Below are 14352 nucleotides of genomic sequence, written 5' to 3'. Positions count from 1 at the left end.
TTGGGCATCCTGGCGATGCGGGAAGCCGATCCGCCCATCAAGCTTCCCCATGCGATGGACGTGCTCGAGTTCCGGTACCGCGCCGGCGTCCGCCGCGACGCCTCGTGCTGACAGCTGGTCGGGCCCACGATCGTCGACACGAGCGCGAAGCTGTCGGCCCTGCGCCCGCAGCGCGTTCGGCAACGAGCGCACCGCGGCTTCCGGAGGCCAAGGTGCGTGCCGAGCGGATCGCGGCCAGATGAGGATGCCGTCGCTCGATGAAGTCGGTCAGTGCGAGGATCGACGGCGTGTCGGAGGAGCAAGTGCCGCCCGTGGTCCGAGAGGTGCTGGTCGACGAGGATGCCGTGACGATCGATCCGGCGCTGCCTGCGTTCCTGGCGCCGCCAGAGGACGCGCCCGCGTACCACGGGTTTCCGGTCGTCGCGGAGTCCGAGGTCGACGGGTGGCGGCTCGGCATGATCACCGGCTTCGGGGTCGAGGGCGACGGATACGTCATCGCACCCGACGACGGGCGTGCGGGGCTGGTCTGGACGGCCGAGGGAGCGGGGTACTTCCGGGCCGGGCATCCGCAGTTCTGCGATGAAGTGTGCGGGCCGGACGAGTACACATGGGGGGTGTTCTCGGTGGGCGTGAGGCTGCCGCTACGCGGCCCCGGCGACGCGCGTGCCTACCTGGCGGCGTTGGTACCGCAGCTGCGCCCGTTCTGGGCGGCGCGGACGGCGCGCCCGTTGGAGGCCGGTCAACTCGACCCGGCGTCCGACCCCCGGCCGAACGGGTTGCAGGCGGGGAAGCAGCCGTAGTCCTGCAGCGGCCGCGGCTCGTTGAGGATGACCTCCTATCGGGAGGATTCGTCGATGAGCCAGGTCGTCACGACAGTCGGCACCGGGCTCATGCCATGTCCGTCGGCCGCCAGCCGCGCCTCGAGTCCGTTGATGCACACGAGCCTCTCATCATCGGTCCACCACCCCACCGAGAATCCGCTCGCCGAGTTCATCGGCCGTAGGCGTGGATGACGGGCACGTAGGGCGGTCAGGTAGGCATTGGCGTCCGGCGGTGTCTCCGTGGACAGGAGCCGCTGTTGGTGGGCGTGGTGGAGCAGGGCGTCGCACTCCAGAAAGTGATCGAGTGAGGGAAACGCCGGCGCGTCACGGTCCAGGAAGCCGAACCACACCGTTTCGTCGGGGCGCACAGATCCACTGCGGCAGCCGTCGGGCGTGGCGTCCATGACGGCGTACGCAAAGACGACGTGTCCATCGAGATCGACCTCGAATGTGGGCTCGAACAGGATCTCGGCTTGACGAAACATGCTGAAGTAGGTCAATCCCGAGTATCGATGCTGAATGCGCTGAAACGTGGCCAGGATGCCCTCATCGCTGTATCCGAGCACCGAACGCATCGCAGCCCGGCACTCGTCATCACTCGGCCCCGGCTCGAGCGGCGCCACCCGCGCGTGCATGGTCAGGAACTCCTGCGCACGCGCGCCCAGCGGTGATGGGGAGACAAGGACGTGCGCTTGCGACATCAGCCCATTGTTCCCGGTGACTGCCACCGTCACGATCGCGCACGTCAACGCGAGCGCGGCGCGCGCACCGACCTTTCCACATCTGGTCCGCCGACCCGCCGGTGAGCTCTCGGCGGACTACCGAGGCCCGCAACCGGTGACGCGGCACTGCTCGGCACCCTGACCGCCGCCTGCGTCGAACTGCTCACCGACCGCCGCACCCCGACTGAAACCCCGGTTCAGCGGAAGTGATGCGTGCGTCGCGCACGCCGAGCACCCAGCCGATCAGCTGAGACAGGGTTGGTGATTCGCGGTGCCGCTGGCAGGACCGTCGCGCCTTGTCCGACGGGACAGGCGGGCCCGCTGCCGTGATGAGCGCTGGCCGGGCGCGCACCAACGGCGGCGAACATGCGCACCCGACCAGGTGGCGGAGATCAGTCCCGCCGCGCGGAAGTCGCGCAGTTCCTGATTGCGGATGCCTGCAGACGAAACGACCGGAGTGAGTACGGCTCAGACAAGGTCGCGCCAGAACTCGACGCTCGCTTCTGGCTCCCACGAGCCTTCACCTGGGCCGAGGCGACCGAACTTCCGGTCGATGTAGTCGGCGAGGTTCAACCCGTAGTAGATGATGTCGGTCTGCCAGATCGAAAGCACTGGGTGACCAAAGGTCCTCGGCTCACCAGGGAGATACCGGTGCCCGTACACCGGCACCATCTTCGGGACCTGCGCCAGCATCGACGTTGCTGTCGCCACGGCCGATGCGGTGCTGCTCGGGCGTGAACCCCAGCCGTCGTACCAGAAACCGTTGTGTTCGACGTCGAACAGCACTCCCTTGCGGGGCCAGTCCAGCAGGCTGCGCAGCTTGTCACGCTTCCCGTTACGCCAGTCGGGCCATGGCTCCGGATGCGTATGGATCACGCCCGGCTCGCGTGGCTGGGGCCGGGTGTTCACCGGAAGTCCTGCGGACAGGAAGCCGCGGTGGTCGGCGGCGAACCGGAACCCGAACTTCCGCTCGATCCGGTCAAGTTCCGAGTCCGTCAGTCCAGGGTCGACCACACAGACGGACCTGAGCCGTAACCGCCGCATCGCTTCCTGACCGAGACGGCGGCCATCACCCTGCTGAGCAGTCTCTACCGCCACGACCCGAGAGACTACCTCGTCGACGTGCCACGGAGCTGAGTCTTCGTCATCGCGCCGACGCGCGCACATCGGCTACTTGTTCCCGATCACGAGCAGCGCCGAAGCCCGGTCGCTGACCGTGACGGGCGCTGGTCCGTCGCTCCGCGCACGAACGGCGGCCAGATCCGCGCACTTGACCGTGACTGACTGGACGTCGGGGATGTGTCAGCAGGGTCTGCCCTTGCCGGATTGCGTCGTTCTGCGGCTTGCCCGAGCACCCGCGGAAGATCTGTTCGTCGCGCCCAGCGGGTCATCAGGTTAACGCCGGCAGCGCTCCCAGCATGCCGAGACCACGGGCTGCTCCGGCGCGCACCTGCGGCGCATCGTCGGCGAACAACGACAGCAGGGCATCGACCGCCATTGCCGAACGATCGGTACCGACAGCCAGGGTGCCGATCGTCTCGCCCAGTATCGACCGCACGCGTACGTCGGGATCCTGGATCAGCCGTGCCAGGTGCTCGACGGCAGCCGCGTCAGCAAACCAGCGCAGATGCAGGACCGCGGATTCCCGGGTCAAAGCGTCCGGATCGTGCACGGCGGACAGCACCAGCTCGTAGGCGCGTCGGTCACCCTTAAGGCTCGACAGCGCACCAAGCGCATCTTGACGGATTCTCGGGTCGGGATCGGCCAGCGCCTCTCGCAGCAGTTCGACATCGTTGGACTGGACAACATAACCGAGTGCCCATAGCCCGGCACTGCGCAGGTCGTGATGCCCGGTAGCGATGAACGACAGAATGATGGGACGGCAGGCCGCTGGGTCCGTCTCCATGATGTCGGCCAGCCATGCGCAGAAATTGTCGCGGTCGTCGCCGCGCAGGGGACGGGCGAAGGCGCGCAGCAGCAGCGGGAACGCGGCAACCCCGCGAAGGCCGGCCAGGATGTACACCATTAATCCCGGCCGTACCAGTCGTCCTCGTCGAGATACCGTTCCAGCGCGGCCTGGACGGGCGGGACCAGCGAGCGGTCTCCGCTCATGGCCAGCGCATGCACTGACGGCCACGGGTCACCGTCCAGTGTCTCGACATGACGAAACACCTCAGCGAGCGTCATCTGCACGCCTCCCGAATACTCCGACAGAGGATCAACGCCTGACGTGAGGCGTTCACGCTGATCATGCCATCTGCGTGACCGCGCTCCGAGCCGGCGATGGCAGCGTGATGCCCCCGAACGCTGGTCAGGGCAGTGGCAGGACCGGACGCAGCGGTGTCTCGCCGACGAGGGAGCCGTCGTAGACGACTTCGGCCAGCGTCGCGTCGCGGTAGGCGGTGGCCAGCGTTACCCAGGACAGGAACGCTCCGGACCCGCCGCAGAGCGCGCTGCCACCGTCGCCGCCGCAGAGCACGGACGGGTCGGTCGTGAACTCCGCCCGGTACGGGTCGTCGCCGATGACGAGTCCGAAGAAGTTCGGCTGCTGGATCAGCGGCACGTCGCCGTACGGTTCGCCGTCGGGATACTCGTCACCCCATCGGAACAGCGTGGTCGCTCCCGCACCGCAGTCGTGCTCCCACTCGTCCGGCGTGGGCGGCCGCAGACCTCGCCAGGCCAGCCGCGCCATGACCGAGTCGTGGTCGTCGGTTCCGTCGTGTTCGGCGGTCAGCAGCGTGTCGGCGTCGACCGACCGGACGGCGACCAGCCGCGCCGGCCGTTCCGCCCGGCGCGGCGGCGACAACGCCTCGGCCAGGAACCGGTGGATCGGCGCGGGCACCGAGTACAGGTCGACGGCCTCGGCGAAGTCGTCCAACTGGCGGCGGGTGGGCACGAAACGGTCGGGGTCGTGGCCGACGTGCACCGTTCCGCCCGGCACCAGGGCGAACCGGAAGCCGTCGCGCTCGAACAGCGCAACCCGACCGGCCCGCCCGGCATAGCTGCATGCCGCGACACTGAGCAATTCGGCGTCGACGTCGCGGGCGATGGCGGCCGCGGTCCGCTCGGCCGCGTCGGCTGACAGGGCCAGCCACGCGTCCACGGTCAGGTCAGCATGCGACACACGGGCATTATGCATGCGTGCCGCGCCCGCGAGGATGGCGGTGTGCTTCTCAGGAAGGCCGAACGCCGAGCGGGCTGAACTCCGGGGGCGCGACCGGGATGGTGGCCTGAAGCGTGGTGCCGCCGTTGGTGGGGCTGGTGATGGTCAGTTGTCCGCCCAGCGCTTCGACTCGGTCCCGCAGTTCGGTGAGGCCGGATCCGTGACCGGGGTCGGCGCCGCCGACACCGTCGTCGCGGATGGATACGCGCAGGGTGCCGTCCTGGGTGGCCGCCCGCAGGTGCACGACGGTGGCGTGGGCGTGTTTGGCCGAGTTCGTCAGCGCCTCGGAGACGACGTGGTAGGCGGCGATCTCGACGACTGGCGGCAGGCGCCCGTCGGCGTGGGTGTCCAGTTCGACCGGTACCGGCGACTTGCGGGCGAGCGACCTGATCGCGGGCTGTAGCCCGCCCGCGGCGAGCAGCGTCGGATGGATGCCCCGCGAGATCTCTCGCATGTTGTCCACGACGTTGTTCAGGCCGTGTACGGCGCTCGAAAGCTCCGCTCTGGTCTGCTCCAGCTCGGGCGGCAGGCCGGCCTGCACCAGGCCCAGCCGCAGCCCGATGCCGATGGCCTGCTGCAGTGCGCTGTCGTGCAGGTCGCGCTCGATCCGCTGGCGCGCCTGGTCCGCGGCGGCGACCAGACGGGCGCGCGATGCGACGAGTTCGGCCCGGCTGTCGGCGTTGGCGATCGCGGTGGCGGCGAGGTCCACGAAGTTCGCGACGCGCTGCTCCGTGCCGGGTGGCAGTGGACTGGGCCGGTTCGACGCGACGGCGGCCACGCCCCACAGCTGCCCTTGGACAATGATCGGGACCCCGACCGCGGAGCGGATGCCCAGCTCTCGTGCCAGCGCGGCGGCTGGGCCGATGGCACCCTCGAAGCTGTCCATCCGGGCGGCCCGGCCCGTGTCCCATACCAGTGCCAGGACGTTCTGGCCCTCGGACGACCAGTGCGTCTGCTCGGGCTGCAGATCGGCGAGGCTGGCCGACACGACGGTGACCATGCCCTCGGCCTCGTAGCGAAGCAGCCACGTCGTGTACTGATCCTGCAGGGTGTTCTTGGCCAGGAGCCGGTGCAGCTCCGTGGTGATCGCCTCGAAGACCTCGGGTGGCTGGCCGCCTCGCGCCACGAGCGTCGCCACCCGCCGCAACGCGGCCTGCTCGGTGGCCAGCCGGCGCAGTTGCTTCCGGCTCGCCTTCAACGAGTCCACCATGGCCACGCGTTCGTGCCCGGCCTGCAGCAGGGACGCGAGCGACGGCGCGACGCGCTCCCGCAGGCGCTGTACGGTCGGCTCGGGCACCCCGCGCGGCACGCGGAGGGTGCCCAGCGAGGTGGCGCCGACACGCAGTGGAAACGCCCAGTACCGGTCGTCGCCGGCGACGGTGCCGCGATCGATGACGGCATCCGGCAGCTCAAGCGTCTCCGCGATGCGTTGCGCGACCTTGGGCAGGACGCCGGGAAGGTCGTTCGCGTGTAGCAGCAGCCGGGCCATGTCGGCGGTGAGGTCGGACTCCTCCGCCTGCACGATCCGCAGCCGGAACACGTTCGCGATGACGCTCGTGGCCATCGCGACGACGAAGAAGGCCAACACCTCGGCCAGCTGCTGCGCGTTCGAGACGGCGATCCTGCCGAAGGGCGGGACGTGGAAGACCACGAAGGCGAGCGAACTCGCCACCGCTGTGACGATGCCCAGCCACATCCCCCACACCATCGCGGCTACCAGCACGCCGATGATGTAGATGATGCCCGGTGACAGCGGTGTCACGATCGATCGCAGCGGGTAGAGCAGAACCGTCTCCACCGCGATCATCAGAGCGGCGACGGTGATCCCGACCGCGCGGGACGGGGGTGCCAGCCGCACCAGCCGTGACCGCGAACCGACGCGCACCCTCCAAACCTAGCTCGACTCACTCGCTCCAGCTCACCGCCGGTGTCGGTGCCGGGTGGCCGATCTACCCGTGTGCGCCGGGCCAACCGGCACAACCGTGGCGCCGCGGATGTACTGGTTGAGCCGGAACGACGCTGCCGCGACGACCGCCCCGATCGGGCCGACGCGCGACCGGCCGCGTGGAGCCCCGATACACGGCGCTGGTCTCGTGCCTCAGGTCGAGGTTTGCAGGATCTGGCGGATCTGTCGCCGAAGAAGGTCCGAGGCCGTTCGCGTCCAGCGTTCGCGGACGCGCACCCGGTGGTGGAAGTCGGCGTCGGCGATGGCGCTGAGCGACCGGGCGAGCGCCTCGATGTCGGTGTCGGGGCGCAGTAGGCCGGCTGTGACGAGGTGCCGCAGGCGTTCGGCCAGGATGGTTTCGAAGCGGTCGCTGATCTGCTGGTAGGACGTGCGCACCTCGGCCGACGCGGTGAACGACGCCGCGATCAGCTGCCGCCACAGTTGAGGGGGTCCGAACGACTCGTCGATGCGGTTGTACCCCTCGACGAACCGGGTCATCGCGGTGGCCGCGTCGTCACCCGCCCGCACCGTGATCTTCGCAAGCCGGACCTCGACGTCGGACCACTCATGCTCGAACAGCGCGACGAGAAGGTCGTTCTTGGAGACGAAGTAGTTGTAGATCGTGGCGGGGGAGACCACGGCGCGCCCGGCGATCTCCTCGATCGTCGTCATGTCGACCCCGCGCTCCGCGAACAGCTGACGCGCCGCATCCAGCACGGCGAGCCGGCGCAACTGCTTCTGCCTCTCGCGCAGGCCAGCTTCTTCCATGCCCATCCTGTCGAATCGAAACGAACTCGCGGTCGAGTAAATCCTTCGGTCGCAACGGAACATTGACTGTAGTTGAGAGGAGATTTAGAGTCCACTCCACGACTCAACCCGTGGAGGTGTGCCGACGGTGACTGATCTCCAGAGCGTGCTCATCGACCTCGACCAACGTCACGACGTCCACCTCGACGAGCTCGACCGGTACGTCTCGATTCCTTCGGTCAGCTCCGAGGACCGGGGCGTGCGTGAAGCGGCCGAGCACATCCGCGGCCGCGCGGCTGCCTGGGGCCTCGAGACGGCGCTGCTGGAGACCGGCGGTCAGCCCGCCTTGCTGCTGCGCGGGCCGCGGGTCGACGACGCGCCCCGCGTGCTGATCTACGGTCACTACGACGTGCAGCCCGCGGGCAGCGCCGGCGACTGGCTGTTCGATCCGTTCAGGACGACGGTGCACGGCGGTCGCGTCTACGGTCGCGGCACCGCCGACAACAAGGGTCAGCATCTCGCCCACCTCCTGGCCATCGAGTCATGGATCCGTCTTCATGGCTCGCCGCCCTGCAACGTCACCCTGCTGCTGGACGGTGAGGAGGAGGTCGGCAGCCCGAACCTCGCCGATCTGGTCCGCCGCAACGCGGAACTCCTTGCCTGCGATCTCGTCGTCTGGAGCGACGGCCCGGTGCACGAGAGCGGACGCGCGACGATGAACTTCGGAGTGCGCGGAATCGTCCAGTTCGAGCTGATCGCGCATGGCGCGGCCATCGACCTGCACTCGGGGAACTGGGGCGGGGTCGGGCCGAATCCCGCCTGGGAGCTGGTGCACCTGCTCGCGTCGATGAAGAACGCCCATGGGCTGGTCACGATCGACGGCTTCACCGACGACGTGACACCCCTCAGCGCCGCCGAGGCACGCGCGCTCGAAGCCCTGCCCGTCGACGACGAACAGCTTGCCGCCCTCGGCATCGGCCGCTGGGACGAACCCGCCGAGCGGCCGTTCTACGACCGTCTCGCGGCACATCCGACCCTCACGATCAGCCGGTTCGAGACCGGCGCCTCGGGCGGGGACCGCGCGGTGATCCCGGCCATGGCGCGAGCCGTCTGCGACGTCCGGCTGGTCGACGCGATGACGGTCGACACCACGTACGAACGCATCGCCGACCACGTGCGGCGCCACGCCCCTGATGTGCGCTGCACGCTGCGCGCGGCGATGGAGCCGTCCCGCACGGACCTCGACTCGGCGTTCGTCGAACCGATCCGACGGGCATTGCGACTCGTGCACGGCGAGGATCCGTACCTCGTGCCGGCCATGGGCGGCAGCCTTCCGGACTACGTGTTCACGAAGATCCTCGGCGTGCCGTCGATCGGCGTGCCGTTCGCCAACGCCGACGAGGCCAACCACGCTCCCAACGAGAACATCGAGCTGCATCGGTACCTGTCGGCGCCGAAGATCGCCGCGGCGCTGCTGTCCGAGCTGTCGAGGGTGAGGGTCCGATGACCGGCGACTGGCGGCAGGGCTTCCTCGCGCCCCGCCTCAGGTGGGTACAGGTGGCGAAGGCCACGCGGTCGCGGGGGCTTGCGGCGCTGCAGGACGAGCACGGGCTCGAGCTCGCGGCGTGCGACTTCACCACCGGGGAGGTCCGCCGGATCGGCGTGCCCACCGACGGGTTCATCGACTCGGCGTGGGTCGCCGCCGACGCGACCTCCGCGTTCTTCCTCGCCGACGACGGAGGCAACGAGCTCGGGCACGTCCATCGCGTGCTGCCCGGCGACCCGAGCGTGATCGAGGACATGACGCCGGGCCTGCCCGACTACACGCTGCGCGGTGCGGACGTGAGCGCGGACGGCGAAACGTTCGTGCTCGACATCGTCACCGACGAGGGCTACGACCTGGTCTGTCTCCCCGCCCGTGGCACGCCCGCGACCTCGCCCCGGCGCGTCGTCCGCACCGTGCACGAGGCGTGGAACTGCCGGATCTCGGCCGACGGCACGGTCGCCACGCTCGACACCACCGACCACGCGCCCGGCACCCGGCGTTTCGCCGTCACCGCGTACGACACCGTGACCGGCGCGGTCGTCGGACGCCTCATGCTGCCGTCGCCCGGCGCGGCCACCGCCGTCTGCTGCTCGCCGCACCCGGGCGATCAGCGGGTGCTTGTCGCGACGCAGCGAGCCGGCGACCGGTCGGGCGTCCTCATCTGGGATCCCGTCAGCGACACCACCGTCGAGCTCCTCGAGGAGACCACGGCGACGGTGGTCCCGCTCGACTGGTCACCGGACGGGCGCCACGTCCTGCTCTGCCTCGAACTGCTCGCCGCCCAGTGGCTCGAGCGCGTCGACGTCCTGACCGGCGAACGGGAGCGACTCGACCTCCCGGCCGGCAGTTTCCGCTCGCCATACCTGCGCACGTCGCAGTTCGGCACTGACGGCACGGTGCTCGCGTCCCACGAGCACGGAATGTCCCCGCTCACGCTGATCGCCTGGCACGCGCCGTCCCGGCACCGGGTGGTGCTCGGTGGAGACGGTTCGCCGGACCGCGCCGGTTTCGAGCACGTCGTGTTCCCGTCGAGCGACGGTACGCAGATCCAGGGATGGCTCGCCCGCCCGACCGGCACCGGCCCGTTCCCGGCGGTCGTGCACTGTCACGGCGGCCCGCACATCTGCGTCGCCGACGAGTTCACACCCGCCGCCCAAGCCTGGGTCGACCACGGCTTCGCCTTTCTCACGGTGAACTATCGCGGCTCGTCAGGGCGGGGCCGCGCGTTCGAGGAGCAGATCCACGGAGACGTCGGCCGCTGGGAGCTCGAAGACCTCGCCGCCGCGCACAGGTGGCTCGTCGACGAGGGAATCTCGGCCGCCGGTCAGATCCTCATCAACGGCGAGTCCTACGGCGGGTTCCTCGTGCTCTATGCGCTCGGACGGCAACCGGAGCTGTGGGCCGCGGGCATCGGGGAGGTCGTCCTCGCCGACTGGGAGCTGACCCACCACGACAGCCCGCTGGCGATGCGGCGCCTCGACGAGATGCTCTTCGGCGGGCCGCCCGAGACCCACGGCGACCTCTACCGTGAGCGTTCCCCGCTCACGTACGTCGACGAGGTCCGCGCACCGATCCTGTTGTGGCAGGGCAGCAGCGACACCCGCACGCCTCCGGGACAGGTCGTCGCGTACGCCGAACGGCTCGCCGCTCGCAACCACCCGTGCGAGCTGCACTGGTTCGAAGGCGGCCACGGGTTCGGCGACGAGGGCGGGCACCTCGCGCACCTCGAACGAGCGATCGCCTTCGCCCGGACCGCCGTCGGCGGCTGAGCAAGAAGCCGGGTCAGCGGCCCGTCAGCCGGGCGGGGACCCGGTCACGGGCGAACACCTCCGCCGGGGTCTCGGCCCGGCGGATCACCTCGACGAGATCACCGCTGACCAGCACCGTCGCGGGCCGGGGAAACGCGTTGAAGTTCGCCGTCTGCGTCTCGACGTAGGCGCCGGTGTTGAGCAGCGCGACGAGATCGCCGGGCGCGACGTCCTCCGGCACGGTGACGCCGGCGGCGATGATGTCGAACCCGCAGCTGGATCCGGTCAGGTCGGCCGGCACGCCCGGGGCCGCCGACCCGCGACCGGCGAGGACGAAGGGATAGCGGGCGTGCTCCAGCACCACATCGGCGAGGAACTGTTCCGTCGTGTCCAGCTCCACCCACCGCCGATCGGGACGCTCGGGTGAACGCCGGACGCTGACCACCCGCGTCAGGTGGACGCCGGCCGGCCCGTAGACGGCCCGTCCGGGCTCCAGTTGGAGCGCGACGCCTTTGCTGTCGAAGCCGTGTTGCCGCAGGCCGGCACGCAGGGCCTGTGCGATGACCTGTGTGTACCGCTCCGGCGACGGCGGCTCCGGCGCGGCTCCGCGACCCGCGATCGCTTGTCCGACGGGACTGCCGCGCTCCGCGTATCCACCGCCGAGGTCGATCTCGCCGGCCGCCAACCGCCGCAGACGGCTGAGATCCGCGCGATCTGGCGAACATGATCGCTGACCACGCCGGACCAGGTCGACAGGCTCGTGGTGTGCCGGCCGAGGTGTACATGGGTCCCGACAAGGCGCACGCTGCCCGAGTCCACGATCGAACGCGCCGCCCGTTCGGCGTCCGCCAGGGCGAAACCTGGGCGGTACGCCGCGGCGAGCCCGGCGATGGACTCGCCACGGTCGGAGAAGTCGCTCGGCCCGGCGAGCGTTTCGCCGCCCGGACGAAGCCGCAACCGCACGAGGGCCGGCCGGCTCCCGCTGCTGGTCAGTGCCAGGACCGTTGCGACCTCGCCGGGACTGTCGAGCGTGATCCGCACGCCACGCTCGATCGCCAGCCGGATCGCCGCCTCGGACTTGTTGGTGCCGTTGAGCGACACGCGGGCGTGGTCGTGACGTGCGTCGACGTGGGCGACCAAGACCGGTAGCAGGGGTTGGCGGACGCGGGTGCGGTCGGCGGTGCGTTCGTTGATCCTGCGGCGGCGGTCGCCGACGCCGCGTAGCCCGTGCGGTGGGATCGGGCATGGCGCGACCCAGGGACCCCTGATGCCCGCCAAGTCAAAAGCCGTGCTCTCGTGGGTACCAACCTATCGCTTGATTGGTAGGCTCAGAAGCCGTGCTGGCTCCCTGATTCGCGCCGGGGAGTCGCCTCACTACGCAAGGAGACCTCACGATGAAGGTGCTCGTGGTTGGTGGAACCGGCATGATCGGGGTCCACACTGCCCTCTACCTGCGAGATCGGGGAGACGACGTCACCGTCGCCGCCCGAGGGGCGGTCGATGCGGACTCGCCCGTCGCCGGCCTGCCCGTCTTGCGCGGGGACTACACCCGCCAGACCTTCACCCGGGAGGAGCTCGCCCCCTTCGACGCGGTCGTCTTCGCCGCCGGGCAGGACGTGCGCCACCTGCCCCGCGACGTCGACGAGACGCAGTTCTGGCAGGAGACCCAGAGTGTGGGCGTGCCGGCCTTCGCCGCGCTCGCCAAGCGCGCGGGCGTCTCCCGCTTCGTCCAGGTCGGCAGCTACTACCACCACCTGCGACCCGACCTGGCCGACTCGAACGCCTACGTCGCGGCCCGCCGCGCCGCCGACGAGGGCGCCCGGGCGCTGGCCGACGACTCCTTCACGGTCTGCGCTCTCAACCCGCCCTCGATCATCGGTGCCATCCCCGGCGTCACGGCCAAGCGGTACCGCCGCATGGTGTCCTGGGCGGCCGGCAACGAGCCGCAGATCCCCGACCACGCACCGGCCGGCGGCACGAACTACCTGTCGGCCCGGTCCCTGGCCGAGGCGATCGGCGGCGCGCTCGACCGCGGCGCGGCCGGCGCGGCGTACCTCGTCGGTGACGCCAACCTCACGTTCGCGCAGTTCTTCCAGTTGCTCGTCGACGCGGCCGGGGGCAACCGCACCATCGCCGAACTCGACGAGCCGCACCCCTTCATGCCCGACTCGATGATCGTCCAGGGCCGCGGCAACGTCCTTGCCTACGAACCCGATCCGGCCGAGACCGCGCTGCTCGGCTACACCCGCGGCGACTGCGAGCGGGCCGTCGCCGAACTCGTCCAGGTCGTGCGCGCGGCGACCGCCCCTGCGGCGTGAGCAGGCTCGACGCGGCCGACCTCGCCGCGCTGCGGGCGTTGTCGGAGACGTATGCCGCGGCCGCCGACGATCGTGACGCGGCCGCGGTCGGCGCGCTTTTCGTCCCGGACGGCGTCCTCGTCGTCCCCGACCCGCCGGCCCACCTCGCTCCCCACGTGTCCCACGTCGGCCGCCCCGCTGTCGTGGCCGCGCTCGGGGCACTCGCCGGCACCCTGGCCACGACCCACGTCGTGGCCGGGGCGCGCTACCTTCCGACGCCGGCCGGGGCCCGTGGCCGGGTCCGCGGCACGGCCCACCACCTGCTGCCCGGTCGCGAAGGGCACTCGGACCTCGTCTGGTTCCTGCACTACGACGACGAGTACGCGCGCACCGACGAAGGATGGGCCTTCACGCGCCGTGCGGTGACCATCAACTGGATCGAACGCCACCGGGTCTCCGTGACCAGGGCCGACGAGGAAGGAGCCGGCAGATGAGCGCCAGCCGCAGGCTCGAGGACCAGATCGCGGTCGTCACCGGCGGTGCCCTCGGCATCGGCGGCGGCATCTCCCGCCGTCTCGCCGCCGCGGGTGCCCACGTCGTCCTCGTCGACATCGACGCCGAGGCCGCCGCCGACACCGCCGCCGACATCCGCGGCACCGGCGGCAAGGTCGAGATCCTCCTCGCCGACGTGCGCACCGCTGACGGTGTCGCCGCCGCGGTCGCCGCCGCTTCGGCCCTCGACTCGGGGCGGGTCGACGTGCTCGTCAACAACGTCGGCGACTTCCGCCCAGCCGCCAAGACCTTCCTGCACTCGACCCCGCAGCAGTGGCAGGCGCTCTACGAGATCAACCTGTGGCACGTGCTCGCGATGACCCATGCGCTGCTGCCCGGCATGGTCGAGCGAGGCCGTGGTGCCATCATCAACAACTCGACCGTCGAGGCCTTCCGGGGTATCCCGGCGTGCGCCCCGTACTCCGCCTACAACGCCGGGGTCAGCGCCTTCACCAAGAGCCTCGCTGTGGAGGTCGCCGGGCACGGGGTGCGGGTCAACGCGATCGCGCCCGACCTCGCCGACACGCCGCAGACGCCGGCGGCGGCGATGCTGCGCGGCCGTGACCCGGAGCTCATCCGCACGTGGATCCCCGTCGGACGCTTCGGTGCGCCCGACGACTACGCCGCCGTCGTGGAGTTCCTCGCCAGTGACGACGCCCGTTTCGTCACCGGGCACACGATCCCCGTCGACGGAGGGACCCTGGCCGCCTCGGGCTGGTACGCGCGGGTGGACCGCAAGGGCTGGTCGAACATGCCCAACGAGGCCTGATCGTGGGTGCGCCCGGACCCACGCAGGAGTCCGGGCGCACGG

The 14352-nt window shown here is 70.3% G+C and carries 15 protein-coding genes; 6 read left to right on the top strand and 9 right to left on the bottom strand.

Annotation, left to right across the window (positions count from 1 at the left end; genetic code table 11):
* Positions 1–257 precede the first annotated feature (257 nt).
* Complete coding sequence (locus ACQEVZ_RS04480) at positions 258–800, top strand: hypothetical protein (protein ID WP_433361599.1); 543 nt, start codon at positions 258–260, stop codon at positions 798–800.
* Positions 801–835: 35 nt separating this feature from the next.
* Here ACQEVZ_RS04480 and ACQEVZ_RS04475 read toward each other — a convergent pair whose 3' ends face one another.
* The 7 genes from ACQEVZ_RS04475 to ACQEVZ_RS04445 form a co-directional block, all read right to left on the bottom strand.
* Entirely contained in the window at positions 836–1555 is a 720-nt protein-coding gene (locus ACQEVZ_RS04475) for a hypothetical protein (RefSeq protein WP_433361596.1), read from the bottom strand.
* 456 nt (positions 1556–2011) lie between these two features.
* A complete protein-coding gene (locus ACQEVZ_RS04470; protein WP_433361593.1) occupies positions 2012–2641 on the bottom strand; it encodes a hypothetical protein in 630 nt (209 codons plus the stop codon).
* Positions 2642–2933: 292 nt separating this feature from the next.
* Entirely contained in the window at positions 2934–3569 is a 636-nt protein-coding gene (locus tag ACQEVZ_RS04465; protein WP_433361590.1) for a HEAT repeat domain-containing protein, read from the bottom strand.
* Positions 3569–3730, bottom strand: coding sequence for a hypothetical protein (locus tag ACQEVZ_RS04460; RefSeq protein ID WP_433361587.1), 162 nt, complete (start codon positions 3728–3730; stop codon positions 3569–3571). Before ACQEVZ_RS04460 ends, ACQEVZ_RS04465 begins: the two co-directional genes overlap by 1 nt.
* 124 nt (positions 3731–3854) lie before the next feature.
* The gene (locus ACQEVZ_RS04455; protein WP_433361584.1) at positions 3855–4667 is read right to left on the bottom strand and encodes a hypothetical protein; all 813 of its coding nucleotides are present in this window, start codon (positions 4665–4667) and stop codon (positions 3855–3857) included.
* A gap of 49 nt (positions 4668–4716) precedes the next feature.
* Positions 4717–6591: a DUF4118 domain-containing protein gene (locus tag ACQEVZ_RS04450; RefSeq protein WP_433361581.1), complete on the bottom strand. Its 1875-nt coding sequence runs from the start codon at positions 6589–6591 to the stop codon at positions 4717–4719.
* A gap of 213 nt (positions 6592–6804) precedes the next feature.
* Positions 6805–7419 carry a TetR/AcrR family transcriptional regulator gene (locus ACQEVZ_RS04445; RefSeq protein ID WP_344510909.1) on the bottom strand — a complete coding sequence of 205 codons (615 nt, stop codon included), beginning with the start codon at positions 7417–7419 and terminating at the stop codon, positions 6805–6807.
* Between the two features lie 127 nt (positions 7420–7546).
* On the opposite strand from ACQEVZ_RS04445, the gene ACQEVZ_RS04440 reads away from it, so the two are divergent.
* A complete protein-coding gene (locus ACQEVZ_RS04440; RefSeq protein ID WP_354894737.1) occupies positions 7547–8905 on the top strand; it encodes a M20/M25/M40 family metallo-hydrolase in 1359 nt (452 codons plus the stop codon).
* Complete coding sequence (locus tag ACQEVZ_RS04435; RefSeq protein WP_433361577.1) at positions 8902–10713, top strand: prolyl oligopeptidase family serine peptidase; 1812 nt, start codon at positions 8902–8904, stop codon at positions 10711–10713. Before ACQEVZ_RS04440 ends, ACQEVZ_RS04435 begins: the two co-directional genes overlap by 4 nt.
* Before the next feature lie 13 nt (positions 10714–10726).
* On the opposite strand, the gene ACQEVZ_RS04430 is transcribed toward ACQEVZ_RS04435, so the two are convergent.
* Together ACQEVZ_RS04430 and ACQEVZ_RS04425 are read right to left on the bottom strand one after the other, a co-directional pair.
* Positions 10727–11137: a hypothetical protein gene (locus ACQEVZ_RS04430; protein WP_433361574.1), complete on the bottom strand. Its 411-nt coding sequence runs from the start codon at positions 11135–11137 to the stop codon at positions 10727–10729.
* Positions 11138–11142: 5 nt separating this feature from the next.
* Positions 11143–11793: a hypothetical protein gene (locus tag ACQEVZ_RS04425; RefSeq protein ID WP_433361571.1), complete on the bottom strand. Its 651-nt coding sequence runs from the start codon at positions 11791–11793 to the stop codon at positions 11143–11145.
* Between the two features lie 293 nt (positions 11794–12086).
* On the opposite strand from ACQEVZ_RS04425, the gene ACQEVZ_RS04420 reads away from it, so the two are divergent.
* From ACQEVZ_RS04420 to ACQEVZ_RS04410, 3 genes are read left to right on the top strand one after another with little or no spacing between them, the layout of a single operon-like run.
* Positions 12087–13010, top strand: a complete 924-nt coding sequence (locus ACQEVZ_RS04420) for an NAD-dependent epimerase/dehydratase family protein (RefSeq protein ID WP_344510901.1) — start codon at positions 12087–12089, stop codon at positions 13008–13010.
* Positions 13007–13483: a nuclear transport factor 2 family protein gene (locus ACQEVZ_RS04415; RefSeq protein ID WP_344510899.1), complete on the top strand. Its 477-nt coding sequence runs from the start codon at positions 13007–13009 to the stop codon at positions 13481–13483. Before ACQEVZ_RS04420 ends, ACQEVZ_RS04415 begins: the two co-directional genes overlap by 4 nt.
* A complete protein-coding gene (locus tag ACQEVZ_RS04410; protein ID WP_344510897.1) occupies positions 13480–14310 on the top strand; it encodes an SDR family NAD(P)-dependent oxidoreductase in 831 nt (276 codons plus the stop codon). Before ACQEVZ_RS04415 ends, ACQEVZ_RS04410 begins: the two co-directional genes overlap by 4 nt.
* The last annotated feature ends 42 nt before the right edge of the window (positions 14311–14352 follow it).

Source organism: Dactylosporangium sp. CA-152071, from assembly GCF_050936335.1.
Lineage (GTDB): Bacteria > Actinomycetota > Actinomycetes > Mycobacteriales > Micromonosporaceae > Dactylosporangium > Dactylosporangium maewongense.
Note: the sequence above shows the minus strand (reverse complement) of the source record. Positions and strands in the feature narration are given on the sequence as shown.